Source organism: Streptomyces sp. A18 (assembly GCF_059026065.1).
The window spans coordinates 22871-39086 of the sequence record NZ_JBWLKL010000028.1; the positions used below are offsets into that span (position 1 = coordinate 22871).

Consider the following 16216-nt stretch of genomic DNA (forward strand, 5'->3'; position numbering starts at 1 on the left):
TGGGGCTACTCCTGGCCTTCCTGGCCTACTCCTGGGGGTGCTTCAGCAGCCCCAGGAACCCCGCCACCGTCCCGGCCATCGCCTCGCGAGCCGGGGCGAGGTATTTCCGGGGGTCCACGCCCTGCTCGTGGGTGCCGAGGTACTCCCGGACCGCTCCCGTGAACGCCGTGTTCAGCGCCGTGCCCACGTTTATCTTCACCATGCCGGACGCCACCGCCGCGCGAATCTCCGCGTCCGGCACGCCACTTGAGCCGTGCAGCACCAGCGGCACAGGGACGGCCTTCGTCAGCGCCGCGATCAACTCGTGGTCCAGGGACGCCGTGCGGGACGTCATCGCGTGGGAGGAGCCGACCGCCACCGCGAGGGCGTCGACGCCCGTGCCGGCGACGTACGCCGCCGCCTCCGCGGGGTCCGTGCGGACTCCCGGCGCGTGCGCGTCCAGGGGGGCCTCGCCCTCCTTGCCGCCCACCTTGCCCAGCTCCGCCTCGACCCAGATACCCCGCTCGTGGCCCCAACGCACGGCATCCGCCGTCGCCTTGACGTTCTCCTCGTACGGCAGCTTCGACGCGTCGAACATCACCGAGCTGAAGCCTTCGGGGTGCGCGGCCCGCAGCAGTTCCGGGTCCATGACGTGGTCCAGGTGCAGGGAGAGCGCGGCCGACGACGACTTCGCCACCGCCGCTGCCGCCGCCGCGATCGCGGACAGGTTGCCGCCGTGGAACTTCACCGCGTTCTCGGAGACCTGGAGGATCGCGGGGGTGCCCGCCTGCTCGGCACCCGCGGCGATCGCCTCCGCGTGCTCCAGCGTGATCACGTTGAACGCGGCGATCCCGCGCCCCGCCGCGCGCGCGTCGGCGACCAGGTCGCCGGTGGATACGAGTGGCACGATGAATGTCCCCAATTCCTGGGCCGCAGTGGCCCGTTGTGCGTCACGTCGTGTGTCGCCCACGCGGTGACGCGTGTTCTCACGCCGCGGTGGCCTCCCCGGTCACCGAAACCCGCGCGAGCAGGTCTTCGTACGTCGTCACCGCGAACTCGCCCGCCACCGGGGCCGCGACGGTCGCCGCCGAGAGGGCCACGGCCCGTGCGAGGCGCTCCGGCCACGGGAGGCCCTCCACCAGGGCGGAGAGCAGCCCCGCGACCGCCGAGTCACCGGCGCCCGTCGGATTGCCGCGCACACGGGTCGGCGGGGCCGCCTGCCAGGTGCCCTCCGGCGTGACGGCGCGCAGGCCCGCCGCGCCGAGGGACGCCACCACCGCATGCGCGCCCCTGCGGCGGGCGTCACGGGTCGCCTGGGCGGGCTCGTGGGAGCCGGTCAGCTCGGCCAGTTCGTCGGCGTTCGGCTTGACGATGTCGGGGCGGGCGGCGACGCCACGGCGCAGCGCCTCGCCGCTGGTGTCCAGGAGCACGGGGACGTGGGCGGCGCGCGCGGCTCGTACGAGCGTCGCGTACGCGCCCACCGGGACCCCCGGCGGCAGGCTCCCGCACAGCGCGACCGCCGTGGTGCCCTCGCGCAGCAGTTCCTCGTACGACTCCTGGAACGCGGACCACTCCGCGGGTGAGACCGCCGGGCCCGGCTCGTTCAGCTGCGTGGTGTCGCCGCTCGCCGCGTCGACGACGGCGAGCGTGCGGCGCGTCGCGCCCTCGACGGGTACGAGCGCGTCCGTGAGGCGGGGCTCGCTCGTGAGGCGGTCGTGCAGGACGCGGCCCGTGTCCCCGCCCGCGAAGCCGGTCACCGTCACGTCATGGCCGAGGGCCGCGAGGACGCGGGCGACGTTCAGGCCCTTGCCGCCGGGACGTTCGATGACCTCGGTGACGCGGTGCGAGGCGTGCGGGGTGAGGGCGGGGACCTTGTACGTGATGTCCAGGGCGGCGTTCAGCGTCACTGTGAGGATCACTCGTCACTCACCCCCGGAATCAGTGGAGAACGCGCTTGCCGCCGGTCTCTTTCGGGGCCGATCATGCCAAAGAGAAGGCGGTTGGCCCAGGGGTACGGGCCAACCGCCTTCTCTTCGTTGCCTCTTCAACGGGTGGTGAAATCACCCGAGTTGGGCCTAATTGGGCGCAACCACCCAGTCACCCTTGCGCATGACGCCCACCAGGTCGAACGCCGCGTCCAGGACCACGAGGTCGGCGTCCTTGCCCGGCTCCAGCGAGCCGACCGTGTCGTACATCCCGAGGAGCCTGGCCGGGTTGGCGGAGACGGCCCGCACGACGTCCTCGACCGGAAGCCCGTCGACGGTCGCCGAGCGCTTGAACGCGCGGTCCAGGGTGAGGGTCGAGCCCGCGATCGAGCCGCCCTCGACGAGGCGGGCGACGCTGTCCTTCACCTCGACCTCCAGCGGGCCGAGCATGTACCGCCCGTCGCCGAAGCCCGCCGCGTCCATCGCGTCCGTGATGAGCGCGGTGCGGTCGGCGCCCGCGTGGTGGAAGGCGAGCTCGAACGAGGCGGGGTGCAGATGCGTGCCGTCGTTGATCAGCTCGACCGTGATCCGCTCGTCCTCCAGGAGCGCGGCGATCGGGCCCGGCTCGCGGTGCCCGAGGCCGGGCATCGCGTTGTAGAGGTGCGTGGCGACGGTGGCGCCCGCGTCGATGGCCTCCACCGTCTGCTCGTACGTCGCGTCCGTGTGCCCGATGGCCGCGATCACGCCGTGCTCGGCCAGCAGGCGTACGGAGTCGATGCCGCCCGGCAGCTCGGTGGCGAGCGTGACCATCTTCGCCCGGCCGCGGGCCGCGTCGATCAGCTTGCGGACCTCGGCCGGGTCCGGGTCGCGCAGGAGGCCCTCGCTGTGCGCGCCCTTGCGGCACGGCGAGATGAAGGGGCCCTCGAAGTGGATGCCCGCGATGTCGCCCTGCTCGGCCAGCTCGCTGAGCAGGCCCGCGCGCTGGGCGAGGAAGTCCATCTCGCCGGTGACGGTGGAGGCGACGACGGTGGTCGTGCCGTGCAGGCGGTGCGTGTGGACGCCCTTGAGTACGTCCTCGACCGTGCCGGAGGTGAAGGAGGCACCGCCGCCGCCGTGGTTGTGGATGTCGACGAAGCCCGGGACCACCCAGTGGCCGGGGGCGAGATCGACGACCTCGGCGTCGGCGGGAGGGCTCCCGGCGATGCGCGTGCCGTCGACGATCACACGGCCGTTGGAAATGGTCCCGGTGGGCAGGACCACCTGAGCACCGGCGAGGACCTTGCTTACCTTGCTCGTGGCCATCAGGCGGTTACCTCCGTGGAGTCGGGGTCGGTGGGGGGCTCGGGTTCGCTGAGCAGATCCCAGGCGAGCAGGCCCGCGCCCAGGCACCCGGCGGTGTCCCCCAGGGCGGCGGGGACGATGAGGGGCTGGGTCTGGAACGTGACGATGCGTGCCGTCATGGCCGCCCGCAGCGGTGTGAACAAGGTTTCCCCGGCCTCGGCGAGACCGCCACCGATGATCAGGGTGTGCGGGTCCAGGAGGGTGAGGGCGGTGATGAGGCCGTCGGCGAGGGCGTCGACGGCGTTCTGCCAGACCCGCTGGGCCCGCGGGTCGCCCGACTCCACGGCCTTCGCGCAGTCCGCGGCGTCCGCCTCCGGGTCACCGCTGGCCGCGGCCCAGGCCTCGCTCACCGCGGAGGCGGACGCGAGCCGCTCCAGACAGCCGCGCTGGCCGCAGCCGCAGGGCGGGCCGCCGGGCCGTACGACGATGTGCCCGATCTCGCCCGCGGAACCGTGGGCGCCGGGTTCGATGCCGCCGCCGATCCCGATGGCTCCGGCGATGCCGGTCCCCAGGGGCACGAAGAGAAACCGGTCGGCGCCCTTGCCCGCGCCGATCCGGCCCTCGGCGAGGCCGCCGGTGCGTACGTCGTGGCCGAGGGCCACGGGTACGCCTTCCAGCCTGCGGCTGAGCAGCTCGCGCATGGGGACGTCGCGCCAACCGAGGTTCGAGGCGTAGACGGCGATGCCGCGCCCGGTGTCGACGATCCCGGGGATCGCGACGCCGGCCGCGGCGGCGGGCTCCCCGAACTCCTTGATCCCGTGGGCGCGGAGGTCGGCGGCGAAGTCGAGGATGGACTCGACCACGGCGTCGGGCCCCCGCTCCCGGCCGGTGGCCCGCCGCGCCTCATACAGGAGCGCGCCGTCCGCCCCGACCAGGGCGGCCTTCATTCCGGTGCCGCCCACATCGAGGGCGATGACATGTCTCACGGGGGACAGTCTCGCGCGTCGACCGCGAGAGGTCTAGTCCACTTCCGGGGCTTACGCCCCGTCAAAGGTCCCTTTCGCGGCACAGTGCCCCTTTGCGCCGGGACCTGCTCTGGCCCCTGCCCGCACTCCCCGCCGTGGCCCGCCCCGCCGGTCGGCCGTCCCGGGGTGGGCCTGCCGTGCTCCGCCCCGCCGGTCGGCCGCTCCGGTCGGCCGCTCCGGGGCGGATCTGCCGGGGGTCCGCCCCCGCCGGCCCACCCCTGCGGGACGGATCTGCCGGGGGTCCGCCCCCGGCCGGCCCGCCCCTGCGGGACGGATCTGTTGGGTTCGCCGCCCCCACAGGCCCGCCGCTTCGCGGCGGATCTTTCCCGCCCGCCAACCCGATTGCCCCGGAGGGTCCGGGTGGGTGGGGGAGCCTTGTTCGTGAGGGGGACGCTGCGGGGCAATCGGGTGGGTGGGTGGGAGACATCCGCCGCGAAGCGGCGGTTCAGGATCTGCCGCGCCCCCGGAAGGGGCAGGCGGCGGTTCAGGGCCGGCCGCACCCCCCCGGATGGGGCAAGCGGCGGTTCAGGACCAGCCGCCCCCCCCGGAAGGGGCAAGCGGCGGTTCAGGATCTGCCGCCCCCCCGGAAGGGGCAAGCGGCGGTTCAGGACCAGCCGCGCCCCCGGATGGGACAAGCGGCGGTTCAAGATCTGCTGCCCGCCCCGGGAGGGGACTAGCTCAGGATGACGCTTCGCGTCAGGTTGCGAGGGTGGTCCGGGTCGAAGCCCCGGGATTCGGCCAGGGCCACCGCGAGGCGCTGGGCGCGGATCAGGTCCGCCAAGGGGTCCGCCTCCTCGTGGGCGACCAGTTCACCGCCGACGCGGGCCACATCACCGGCCAGCCCCTCCGGCAGAACCCCGAACATCCACGCCACCCGGCCGGGGCCGGTGATGGAGATCGGCCCGTGGCGGTACTCCATCGCCGGGTACGACTCCGTCCACGCCCCGGCCGCCTCCCGCATCTTCAGCGCCGCCTCGAGGGCGAGACCGTACGTCCAGCCACGCCCCAGGAACGTCCACTGCTCGGCGGCCACCACGGACGCCGGGAGCGGCTCGGTCACGGCGAGCTCCGCGTCCACCGCTGCGTCGGCGACCGACTTCACGCCGGGGATGTCACCGAGCCCGGCCCGCAGGAAGGCCAGCGCGGTCGTCGCGAACCGGGTCTGGACGACCGACTCCTCGTCCGCCCAGTCCAGGACCGCCACCGAGTCCGCCGCCTCCATGACCGGAGTCTTCGGGTCGGCGGTCAGGGCCGTGGTCGGGACCGTGCCCTTCAGCTCGCCGAGGAGCTCGAGCACCTCCGTCGTCGTACCGGAGCGGGTGATCGCGACCACACGGTCGTACTTCCGCCCCACGGGAAACTCCGACGACGCGAACGCGTCCGTCTCGCCCTGACCGGCGGCCTCGCGCAGCGCCGCGTACGCGAGGGCCATGAACCACGACGTCCCGCACCCGGTGACGGCCACCCGCTCGCCCGGCTTCGGCAGACCGTCGAAGGTGAGAGCTGTCTCGGCCGCCCGGTGCCAGCAGGCGGGCTGGGTTGCGATCTCTGCTGCGGTACGCGACATGCGTCAAGGCTCCTTGCCGGTGGGACGTCATTGGTACGCCGTTGCACAAGCGATACTGAGGTGGTGTAGACCTCGTGTCCAGACGCGAGGGAAAATCGCAGTTCACGTAGATCATCGAGGGTGGGAACAGCTGTGCAGCGGCGCGCGACAGGACTGACCGCGGCGATAGCCGCACTGGGCACGGCGGCGGTACTCGCTGGCTGCGGCGGTCCCGGCGACTCAGGCGACGTCACCCTCAAGCTGGTGGCCGCCGACTATGGAGACTCCAAGGCCAACAGCTCCCAGAAGTACTGGGACGAGCTGGTCGAGAAGTTCGAGGCGAAGAACCCCGGCATCAAGGTCGACGTCAGCGTCTACTCCTGGACCGACGTCGACCGCAAGGTCAAGGAAATGGTCGACGCGGGCGACGCCCCCGACATGGCCCAGATCGGCGCGTACGCCGACTACGCCGCGCAGGACAAGCTGTACCGCACCGAGGACCTGGTCTCCATCTCCACCCAGGCCGACTTCATGGCCCCCCTCTCCGAGGCGGGCGAGGTCAAGCGCGTCCAGTACGGCATGCCGTTCGCCTCCTCCACGCGCCTTCTCTTCTACAACGAGAAGATCTTCAAGGACGCCGGCCTCACCCCGCCGCAGAGCTGGACCGACCTGGCCGCCGCCGCCAAGGTGCTCAAGGCGCGCGGCGTGAAGATCCCCTACGCCCTGCCGCTCGGCGCGGAAGAGGCGCAGGCCGAGACGATGCAGTGGCTGCTCAGCGGTGGCGGCGGCTACACCGACAACGTCGGCACGTATGACATCGACTCCATCCAGAACGTGAAGACCTTCTCCTGGCTGAAGGACGAACTCGTCGGCAAGGGCCTCACGGGCCCCACGCCCCCGGCCAAGCTCGACCGCGCCGAGGCCTTCGCCGCCTTCACGCGCGGCGACGTCGGCATGCTGAACGGCCATCCCACGCTGATGCAGATGGCCGCGAAGAAGGGCGTGAAGTACGGCATGGTGCCGATGCCCGGTGTGAACGGCAAGGCCCAGGCCACGATGGGCGTCGCCGACTGGATGATGGCCTTCAAGAAGCGCGGCAACGGCGAGGAGGTCGGCAAGTTCCTCGACTTCGCCTACAGCACGAAGAACGTCCTGGACTTCTCGCGCGAGTACGACCTGCTGCCCGTCACGACCTCCGCGGCGCAGCAGATGACGGGCAACAAGAACGACAAGGCGCTCGCCGAGTTCCTGGACGAGCTGCCCACCTCGCAGCTGTACCCGGTGGGCAAGACGTCCTGGGCGCAGGTCTCCGTCGACGTGAAGAAGTACATCGGCAAGGCCGTCGGTGAGAACGGCAATCCGGCGTCGATCCTCGGTCAGATCCAGACCAAGGCGGCGACGGAGGAGAACGCGGAATAGCGTGGCGGGCATGACGGACGCTGGAACCCCGGACGACACCGGCCTCTCCGAGCGCGATCGCGCGATCCTCGCCCTGGAGCGCCGGGACTGGGTCGCCGGGCCCGGCGCCAAGGAGCGGGCCGTGCGCGAGCAGCTCGGCCTGGTGCCGGTCCGCTACTACCAGCTCCTGAACGCCCTGCTCGACGACCCCCGCGCCCTCGCGCACGATCCGGTGACCGTCAACCGCCTTCGGCGGATAAGGGAGTCCCGGCGCGGGGAGCGTTGAGGTTAGGGTCGGCCCCATGGGTGACCCTGTGTACGCGCCGTACTCTCCCGAGCTGCCCGAACCCGCGACCCCGGCCGGGCGCGAGGGCCTCGCAGCGCTCCTCGCGCGGCCCGAAAAGGCCGTGATCGCGCTCGACTTCGACGGCACGCTCGCGCCGATCGTGCCCGACCCGGAGCAGGCCCGCGCCCACCCCGACGCCGTGCCCGCCCTCGCCGCGCTCGCGCCGAAGGTGCTCTCCGTCGCGGTCGTCACCGGCCGCCCGGCCGGCGTGGCGGTGCGGTACGGCGGGCTCGCGGGCATCCCGGGTCTCGAACACCTCGTCGTGCTCGGGCACTACGGCGCCGAGCGGTGGGACGCCGTCTCCTCCACCGTGCACGCGGCCGAGCCGCACCCGGGGGTGGCGTCCGTGCGCGCCGAACTGCCGGGTTTCCTCGACGCGATCGGCGCCTGGAACGGGACCTGGATCGAGGAGAAGGGCCGCGCGGTGGCGGTCCACACGCGCCGCGCGAGTGACCCGCAGGCGGCGTTCGAGGCTTTGCGCGACCCTCTCGCCGAACTGGCGTCCCGCCACGGCCTGATCGTCGAACCGGGCCGCCTGGTCCTGGAGTTGCGCCCTCCGGGCATGGACAAGGGGGTCGCGCTCGCCGACTACGTACGGGAGGTCGGCGCGGAGACGGTCCTGTACGCGGGCGACGATCTGGGCGACCTGCCCGCGTACGCGGCGGTGGAGAAGCTCCGTTCGGACCAGGTGCGGGGGCTGCTTGTGTGCAGCGGCAACGCGGAGGTGGCGGAGCTGGCGGAACGGGCCGACTTGGTGGTGGACGGGCCGTCGGGAGTGGTGGAGCTACTCGTCGCGGTAGCCGCTCAGCTGGGGTGAGGGCGGGCGAATCTTCGAGTCCCCGACCGACTCCGCCCCTTCCGGACGGGCTGAAGATTCAGCCCGCCGGCGTTTGAGGACGAACTCGGCGGAGCCGGTGATGACGGCAACCAAGGCACCCGCGCCGGAGCGGGTTTTCGGGAAGGGGCGAGGTCGGGGAACAGGAATCAGGCCCTCAGCGCCCGCAGTTGATCCAGGAACCACTGCGCCGGCGGCAACGCCGTCCCCGCCGCCGCGAGCCGCTTGGTACGTTCCGCCCGCTCCTCCACCGGCATCGTCAGCCCGGCGTGCAACGCCTCAGCCGTCCCCGTCACGTCATACGGGTTCACGACGAGCGCATCCTCCCCCAGCTCCTCCCACGCCCCCGCCTCCCGCGAAAGGACCAGCGCACACCCCTCGTCGGAGACGACAGGCACCTCCTTGGCCACGAGGTTCATCCCGTCCCGGATGGGGTTCACCAGAGCCACGTCCGCCAGGCGGTACGCCGCGAGCGAGCGGGCGAAGTCGTCCTTCACGTGCAGCACCACCGGGGTCCAACCCTCCACCCCGTACTCGGAGTTGATCGAGTCGGCCACCCGCTGCACCTCTGCGGTGTACTCGCGGTACACCGCGAGATCCTGCCGGGATGGATACGCGAACGCGACGTGCACCACCCGCTCCCGCCACTCCGGCCGGGACGTGAGCAGCTCCCGGTACGCCAGCAGCCCCCGCACGATGTTCTTCGACAGCTCCGTCCGGTCCACCCGGACGATCACCTTCCGGTCGCCCTCGTCGCCCCCGCCGCCCACCTGCTCCCGCAGCGCCGCGAGCCGCTCCTCCACATCCGCCCGCCGCGACCGCTCCCGCAGGAAATCCGCGTCCGCCCCGAGCCCGTGCACCCCGATCCGCGTGCCCGACGTACCGCCGAGGACCGCCACGCAGCACTCCGTGAACGCGTCTGCCCAACGCCCCGTCAGGAACGCCGCCCGGTCGGCCCCCAGGATGCCCCGCAGCAGCTGCTCCGCGACGTCGTCCGGCAGCATCCGGAAGTAGTCCACCGGCGCCCACGGCGTGTGCGAGAAGTGGCCGATGCGCAGGTCGGGGCGTAGTTCGCGCAGCATCCCCGGCACCAGGGCCAGGTGGTAGTCCTGGACGAGGACGGAAGCGCCGTCGCCCGCGCTTTCCGCGAGCGCTTCGGCGAAGGCCCGGTTGTAGGTCTCGTACGACGCCCACTGGGCACGGAACTCCGGTCCGAAGGCCGGTTCGAGCGGCGTCTGGTACAGCATGTGGTGGACGAACCACAGCACCGAGTTCGCGATCCCGTTGTACGCGTCCGCGTGCACCTGGGGATCGATGTCCAGCATCCGCACGCCCGGTTCACCTACCCCGCGCCGCACCGCCTCCCGGTCGCCGTCCCCCAGCGCCGCGCAGACCCACAGGGCCGATTCCCCGTCCGATTCGCCGATCGCGCTGAGCCCGGAGACGAGTCCGCCGCCGCCCCGCTTGGCCGTCAGTTCCCCGTTCTCCTCCAGGGTGTACGTGACGGGGCCGCGGTTGGACGCGACGAGAACCTGGGCGGCGGCGTGCTCGGAGACCATGTGCCGAACCTAGCCCTTCCCGGCTGCGCTCAAACGTACGGCCGGACCCGTGGCGGGCCCGGCCGTATACGTCCATCACCTCTGGTGGGGTGCGCTTGGTCCCGTCCGCTCCTCGCTAGTGCCGCCTGCTCCTCGCCGCCGCCACCGCAAGCGCGCCAATCGCGCACAGGGCGATCGCGAGACCCGCGTACAGCATCGTGTCGGAGTCGCTGCCGGTGTCGGCCAGCTGACCGGGGCGGTCCACCTGCTCCACGGGGCCGTTCTGCGGCTCCTGCGGGGCGGGCGGCTTGCTGATGTTCTTCGCCTCGACCGTCTTGGGGCTCGCCGTCTTCGTCACCTCCAGGTCGGGGACCGGGACGGAGAGCGCGAGGTCCATGCCCGCGGTGTTGATCCGCTCCATGACGAAGGTGTTGTTGTTGTCGCGGCCTTCGCCGTCCGCGGCGGTGGCGCAGCGCGCCGCCATGTCCGCGGGCGTCGTCGGGCAGCCCATGACCGTGTTGCCGATGGTCTTGAAGTCGCCGTACAGCGATTCGTCGTAACGCTTGGCGAAGGGCTCGGCCACATCCGCGGCGGCGGGCACGGCCGCCGAGCCGAGTGCTCCCGCCGCGAGGCCGGCCGTGGCGATGGCCACGCCGCCGATGCGTCGCGCGCTTCCCATTACTCGTCTGACCCACATAAGTGGGGAATGTAGACAAAATGCCCAATATCGGGGGTTACGCCACGCGGCGGGCCGTGTATTCGGCGATGTCGGCCATCGGCGGCCGTTCCTCCGTGTCCACCGAATGGGTGCGCGGCTCGAACCCCTGCTCGCCCCGTTCGAACTGGGTGAGCTCGGGGCGCACGAGATGGCCGCGCGCGAGCCGCAGCTGCGCCGTCCGGTAGATCGCCGCCGCCATGCGGCCCAGCGCCTGCCCGTCCTGGTGCCGGTGCTTGCGCACGCCCACGTCGACCTGCGCGAGCGCGTCCAGGCCCACGGTGTGCAGGGCGTCGACGAGCAGACCCAGCTCCACTCCGTAACCGACGGGGAACGGCAGCCGCTCAAGGAGGGACCTGCGCGCCGCGTACTCGCCGCCCAACGGCTGGACGAACCCCGCCAGTTGGGGCCAGTGCATGTTGAGCAGCGGGCGCGCCATCAACTCGGTGACCCGGCCGCCCTGACCTGCGGTCCCGGCCAGGGGGCGGTCGTACATCGCCTTCACGAAGTCCACGTCGGGCTCGGTCAGGAGCGGGCCCACGATGCCGGTGACGAAGTCCGCCGAGAACTCCTTCAGGTCCGCGTCGACGAACGCGACGATGTCGCCGCCGGTCACCAGGAGTGAGCGCCACATGACCTCGCCCTTGCCGGGCACGGCCGGTATGCGCGGCAGGATCTCGTCCCGGTGCACGACCCGCGCGCCCGCCTCCCGCGCGACCTCGGCCGTGCGGTCCTTCGAGCCGGAGTCGATCACCACGAGCTCGTCGACGAGGGAGGCCCTCTCGATCAGCTCACGGCGGATCTCGGCGACGATCTCCCCGACCGTCTCCTCCTCGTCGAGCGCGGGCAGGACGACACTCACCGAGGCTCCCGACGCCCGTTTGGCGGCGACGAGCGCGCTGAGCGGACGGTCGGCAACGGACCAGGAACGCCTGGTCAGCCAGCGCTCGGCCTCTTCCAGCACGGCGGGTTCCTCCTGTGTGTGGCCTACATGTGATCCATCTCGCGGTTCGGACGACTATCTCAAGGGTCCAGGCCGTCGGTTACAGTCTTGAACAACGCGGATGACCATCGCATGTCGGGGGTCATCGCGTAACAAATGCCCTGGGCCCATGAAAGCCCAGGCGCCATACCGCTCATCCAGAGGGGCAGAGGGATACGGCCCGTTGAAGCCCCGGCAACCATCCCGCCGACCGCGCACGCGAGGTCTCGGTGGGGAAGGTGCCAATTCCGTCTCGTGGCGAGATGCGTCACGGGGAAGATGAGGAGAAAGGGCCTCGCCTCCATGGCTGCGCAGACTGTCGAAACGTTCGACACCACCCCCTCCACCACCACGGATTCCGTGGACCTCGGCCCCGCGTCCGGCCTCTCGTGCCGCGAATGCGGTGAGCTCTACGCGCTCGGTCCGATCTTCGCCTGCCAGGCCTGTTTCGGCCCGCTCGAAGTCGCGTACGACCTGCCGACCGGTGACCCCGAAGCGCTCCGGAAGCAGATCGAGTCCGGCCCCGACAACATCTGGCGCTACGCCCCGCTGCTGCCCGTCCCGGCGGACGTGGCGTCCAAGCCGAACATCAACCCCGGCTGGACCAAGCTGGTCAAGGCCGACAACCTCGCCCGTGAACTCGGCGTCGAGCAGGGCAAGTTGTTCGTCAAGGACGACTCCGGCAACCCGACGCACTCCTTCAAGGACCGCGTCGTCGCGCAGGCCATCGAGGCCGCGCGCGCCTTCGGCTTCACCACCCTCTCCTGCTCCTCCACCGGCAACCTCGCCGGCGCCGTCGGCGCCGCGGCGGCCCGCGCCGGCTTCCGCTCCTGCGTGTTCATCCCGCACGACCTGGAGCAGGGCAAGGTCGTCATGGCCGCGGTCTACGGCGGCGAGCTCGTCGGTATCGAGGGCAACTACGACGACGTGAACCGCTTCTGCTCCGAGCTCATCGGTGACCCGCTGGGCGAGGGCTGGGGCTTCGTGAACGTGAACCTGCGGCCGTACTATGGCGAGGGCTCCAAGACGCTCGCGTACGAGATCTGCGAGCAGCTGGGGTGGGTCCTTCCCGACCAGCTGGTGATCCCGATCGCGTCGGGCTCGCAGCTCACGAAGATCGACAAGGGCCTGAAGGAGCTCATCAAGCTGGGTCTCGTCGAGGACAAGCCCTACAAGATCTTCGGCGCTCAGGCCGAGGGCTGCTCGCCGGTGTCGACCGCCTTCAAGGCGGGCCACGACGTCGTGCGCCCGCAGAAGCCGGACACCATCGCCAAGTCCCTCGCCATCGGCAACCCCGCCGACGGGCCGTACGTCCTGGACATCGCGCGTCGCACGGGCGGGGCCGTCGAGGACGTGAACGACGAGCAGGTCGTCGACGCGATCAAGCTGCTCGCCCGGACCGAGGGCATCTTCGCGGAGACCGCCGGGGGGGTGACCGTGGGGGTCACCAAGAAGCTGATCGAGGCGGGCCTCATCGATCCCTCCCTGACCACGGTGGTCCTGAACACCGGTGACGGCCTCAAGACCCTGGACGCTGTTGCCGAGACCTCTCAGGCGACGGCGACGATCAAGCCCAGCCTTGACGCGTTTCGCTCCGCCGGGCTGGCCGGTTAACCGCCGTAGGGCCTGACCGCCCGTCGCCGACGGGCGGTCGTGGTCCGTCCTCGCGCAGTTCCCCGCGCCCCTGACGGGGCGCCTCCGCCCCCTGAATCATCGAGGTGAACCCCATGAGCGTGAACGTTCGTATCCCCACCATCCTCCGCACCTACACCGGCGGTCAGTCCGAGGTCGCCGCTGAGGGGGCGACCCTCTCCGAGGTCATCGCCGACCTGGAGAAGAACCACACGGGCATCGCTGCCCGTGTCCTGGACGACCAGGGCAAGCTGCGGCGCTTCGTGAACGTCTACGTGAACGACGACGACGTCCGCTTCGAGCAGGGCCTGGAGACGGCGACGCCGGACGGTGCCGGAGTGTCCATCATTCCCGCCGTCGCGGGTGGTTGATCCTTTAAAGAAACACCCTGCGTAATCTCCATTGCCCCCTCCGCGAGAGAAGCGGAGGGGGCAATTCCATGCGGTTGAGCGCGGTACAGTTGGGAAGCGAGCTTCCTGTTTGTGCCGAGCGCATATACGAAGTCGCCCCGAGGGCGACAAGAAGTAGCCAAAGTGCACTGCCCATTTGCCCTTCCCGTGGCATTTGTCTGGCCCGACTTGCCCTGAACTCCGGCGAATTCTCCGCAAATCTCCGATCAGGCGTGCCCAGAATTCTCGTCCGATTGACCTGTTGCAGAGGGCAGTTGGGCAGATACATTCAGCCGCGGTCGACGCGTTCCGGCGCACGCCTCCACAACCCATTGGGGGGGTGAGGTCTGACCCGGGTCCGCGAAGTGCGGGTCCGTGCAAGGGCCAGTAATAGGGGAGTTAGGCATGGCTCAGGGCACCGTCAAGTGGTTCAACGCGGAGAAGGGGTACGGCTTCATCGCGGTCGACGGTGGTGCGGATGTTTTCGTCCACTACAGCGCGATTCAGATGGACGGCTACCGCACCCTTGAAGAAGGTCAGCGAGTGGAGTTCGAGATCTCGCAGGGCCAGAAGGGTCCGCAGGCGGACATGGTCAAGCTCGCCGTTTGATCTCGGCGCGATCGGCCAGTGACTTAGCGAGTGACGAGGGGCCCGCATCCCGACAGGGGTGCGGGTCTCTCGTGCGTCCCGTGGCGCACCCCCGTGCGCGCGCCCCCTCGTACGTCTGGGATCCGTAAGAGGCGCTTGCACTCGTAGGGGTCGAGTGCTAATCATTGGGCTTAGCACTCTCCGAGTGAGAGTGACAGAACTTGGATCGGGTCGGTGAGGCCCGCAGGCCGGGTGGGGCAAGGAACCACAAGGTTTGCAGGCCGTCCGTCGCGGGCACTGGCGCGATCCGGAGCATGCCACCCCTGTCCGGGAGGACCACTTCACATGGCCAAGATCATCGCGTTCGACGAGGAGGCACGGCGCGGCCTCGAGCGCGGCATGAACCAGCTCGCCGACGCCGTCAAGGTGACCCTGGGCCCCAAGGGTCGCAACGTCGTCCTCGAGAAGAAGTGGGGTGCCCCCACGATCACCAACGATGGTGTTTCCATCGCCAAGGAGATCGAGCTCGAGGACCCGTACGAGAAGATCGGCGCCGAGCTGGTCAAGGAGGTCGCGAAGAAGACGGACGACGTCGCCGGTGACGGCACGACGACCGCGACCGTCCTGGCCCAGGCGCTGGTCCGCGAGGGCCTTCGCAACGTAGCCGCCGGTGCCAACCCGATGGCCCTCAAGCGTGGCATCGAGAAGGCCGTCGAGGCCGTCTCGGGCGCCCTGCTCGAGCAGGCCAAGGACGTGGAGACCAAGGAGCAGATCGCTTCGACCGCCTCCATCTCCGCCGCCGACACCCAGATCGGCGAGCTCATCGCCGAGGCGATGGACAAGGTCGGCAAGGAAGGCGTCATCACCGTCGAGGAGTCGCAGACCTTCGGTCTCGAGCTCGAGCTCACCGAGGGCATGCGCTTCGACAAGGGCTACATCTCGGCGTACTTCGCCACCGACATGGAGCGTATGGAGGCGTCGCTCGACGACCCGTACATCCTGATCGTCAACTCCAAGATCTCGAACGTGAAGGACCTCCTTCCGCTCCTCGAGAAGGTCATGCAGTCCGGCAAGCCGCTGCTGATCATCGCCGAGGACGTCGAGGGCGAGGCCCTGTCGACCCTGGTCGTCAACAAGATCCGTGGCACCTTCAAGTCCGTCGCCGTCAAGGCCCCGGGCTTCGGTGACCGCCGTAAGGCCATGCTCGGCGACATCGCCATCCTCACCGGTGGCACCGTCATCTCCGAGGAGGTCGGCCTCAAGCTGGAGAACGCCGGTCTCGACCTGCTCGGCCGCGCCCGCAAGGTCGTCATCACCAAGGACGAGACCACGATCGTCGACGGCTCCGGTGAGAGCGACCAGGTCCAGGGTCGCGTCAACCAGATCCGCGCCGAGATCGAGAACTCGGACAGCGACTACGACCGCGAGAAGCTGCAGGAGCGCCTGGCGAAGCTCGCCGGCGGTGTTGCGGTCATCAAGGCCGGTGCCGCGACCGAGGTCGAGCTCAAGGAGCGCAAGCACCGCATCGAGGACGCCGTTCGCAACGCGAAGGCCGCCGTCGAAGAGGGCATCGTCGCCGGTGGTGGCGTGGCCCTCATCCAGGCCGCCGCCGTCTTCGAGAAGCTTGAGCTCGAGGGCGACGAGGCCACCGGTGCCGCCGCTGTGAAGCTGGCCCTCGAGGCCCCGCTGAAGCAGATCGCGGTCAACGCCGGCCTTGAGGGTGGCGTCGTCGTCGAGAAGGTGCGCAACCTGACCGTCGGCCACGGCCTGAACGCCGCGACCGGTGAGTACGTCGACATGATCGCCGAGGGCATCCTCGACCCGGCGAAGGTCACGCGCTCTGCCCTGCAGAACGCCGCGTCCATCGCCGCGCTGTTCCTCACCACCGAGGCCGTCATCGCCGACAAGCCGGAGAAGGCGGGCGCTGCCCCGGCCGGCGGCGGCATGCCGGGCGGTGACATGGACTTCTGATCGACCTCTGGTTGATCTACGTCCCGTACGTACCGAGGGCGGCACTCCTTCTCACGAAGGGGTGCC

Annotated in this window: 15 protein-coding genes and 1 riboswitch; of the genes, 7 read left to right on the top strand and 8 right to left on the bottom strand. The window is 70.4% G+C overall.

Annotated features, from left to right (window positions below):
• Window positions 1–25 precede the first annotated feature (25 nt).
• The 5 genes from AC5P1C_RS31530 to AC5P1C_RS31550 form a co-directional block, all read right to left on the bottom strand.
• Window positions 26–886 (bottom strand): class II fructose-bisphosphate aldolase, encoded by an 861-nt coding sequence (locus AC5P1C_RS31530; protein WP_493869362.1) that lies wholly within the window; start codon window positions 884–886, stop codon window positions 26–28.
• Between the two features lie 79 nt (window positions 887–965).
• Window positions 966–1898 carry a 1-phosphofructokinase family hexose kinase gene (locus tag AC5P1C_RS31535; protein ID WP_493869363.1) on the bottom strand — a complete coding sequence of 311 codons (933 nt, stop codon included), beginning with the start codon at window positions 1896–1898 and terminating at the stop codon, window positions 966–968.
• Window positions 1899–2054: 156 nt separating this feature from the next.
• Complete coding sequence (nagA, locus tag AC5P1C_RS31540; RefSeq protein WP_493869364.1) at window positions 2055–3206, bottom strand: N-acetylglucosamine-6-phosphate deacetylase; 1152 nt, start codon at window positions 3204–3206, stop codon at window positions 2055–2057.
• A complete protein-coding gene (locus AC5P1C_RS31545; protein ID WP_493869365.1) occupies window positions 3206–4171 on the bottom strand; it encodes an ROK family protein in 966 nt (321 codons plus the stop codon). The genes nagA and AC5P1C_RS31545 overlap by 1 nt, the downstream gene beginning before the upstream one ends.
• A gap of 712 nt (window positions 4172–4883) precedes the next feature.
• Entirely contained in the window at window positions 4884–5777 is an 894-nt protein-coding gene (locus tag AC5P1C_RS31550) for an SIS domain-containing protein (RefSeq protein ID WP_493869366.1), read from the bottom strand.
• Between the two features lie 132 nt (window positions 5778–5909).
• Between AC5P1C_RS31550 and AC5P1C_RS31555 the strand changes: the two genes are divergently transcribed.
• From AC5P1C_RS31555 to otsB, 3 genes are read left to right on the top strand one after another with little or no spacing between them, the layout of a single operon-like run.
• Window positions 5910–7175: an extracellular solute-binding protein gene (locus AC5P1C_RS31555; protein WP_493869432.1), complete on the top strand. Its 1266-nt coding sequence runs from the start codon at window positions 5910–5912 to the stop codon at window positions 7173–7175.
• A gap of 10 nt (window positions 7176–7185) precedes the next feature.
• Window positions 7186–7440, top strand: coding sequence for a DUF3263 domain-containing protein (locus AC5P1C_RS31560; RefSeq protein ID WP_493869367.1), 255 nt, complete (start codon window positions 7186–7188; stop codon window positions 7438–7440).
• Between the two features lie 16 nt (window positions 7441–7456).
• Entirely contained in the window at window positions 7457–8317 is an 861-nt protein-coding gene (otsB, locus tag AC5P1C_RS31565; RefSeq protein ID WP_493869368.1) for a trehalose-phosphatase, read from the top strand.
• Window positions 8318–8484: 167 nt separating this feature from the next.
• On the opposite strand, the gene AC5P1C_RS31570 is transcribed toward otsB, so the two are convergent.
• From AC5P1C_RS31570 to AC5P1C_RS31580, 3 genes are all read right to left on the bottom strand, one after another.
• The gene (locus AC5P1C_RS31570; RefSeq protein WP_493869369.1) at window positions 8485–9894 is read right to left on the bottom strand and encodes an alpha,alpha-trehalose-phosphate synthase (UDP-forming); all 1410 of its coding nucleotides are present in this window, start codon (window positions 9892–9894) and stop codon (window positions 8485–8487) included.
• Window positions 9895–10009: 115 nt separating this feature from the next.
• On the bottom strand, window positions 10010–10552 hold the full coding sequence (locus AC5P1C_RS31575) for an LAETG motif-containing sortase-dependent surface protein (protein ID WP_493869370.1): 543 nt from the start codon (window positions 10550–10552) through the stop codon (window positions 10010–10012).
• A 55-nt stretch (window positions 10553–10607) separates the two neighbouring features.
• Window positions 10608–11552: a glucosyl-3-phosphoglycerate synthase gene (locus tag AC5P1C_RS31580; RefSeq protein WP_493869371.1), complete on the bottom strand. Its 945-nt coding sequence runs from the start codon at window positions 11550–11552 to the stop codon at window positions 10608–10610.
• A gap of 169 nt (window positions 11553–11721) precedes the next feature.
• Window positions 11722–11856: riboswitch (SAM riboswitch) on the top strand.
• Between the two features lie 17 nt (window positions 11857–11873).
• Here AC5P1C_RS31580 and thrC point away from each other — a divergent pair.
• From thrC to groL, 4 genes are all read left to right on the top strand, one after another.
• A complete protein-coding gene (gene thrC, locus AC5P1C_RS31585) occupies window positions 11874–13184 on the top strand; it encodes a threonine synthase (RefSeq protein WP_493869372.1) in 1311 nt (436 codons plus the stop codon).
• Between the two features lie 113 nt (window positions 13185–13297).
• A complete protein-coding gene (locus AC5P1C_RS31590; protein WP_453636630.1) occupies window positions 13298–13573 on the top strand; it encodes a MoaD/ThiS family protein in 276 nt (91 codons plus the stop codon).
• A 423-nt stretch (window positions 13574–13996) separates the two neighbouring features.
• Window positions 13997–14200 carry a cold-shock protein gene (locus tag AC5P1C_RS31595; RefSeq protein ID WP_005315736.1) on the top strand — a complete coding sequence of 68 codons (204 nt, stop codon included), beginning with the start codon at window positions 13997–13999 and terminating at the stop codon, window positions 14198–14200.
• A 324-nt stretch (window positions 14201–14524) separates the two neighbouring features.
• Entirely contained in the window at window positions 14525–16150 is a 1626-nt protein-coding gene (gene groL, locus AC5P1C_RS31600) for a chaperonin GroEL (RefSeq protein ID WP_055551550.1), read from the top strand.
• Window positions 16151–16216: the final 66 nt, after the last annotated feature.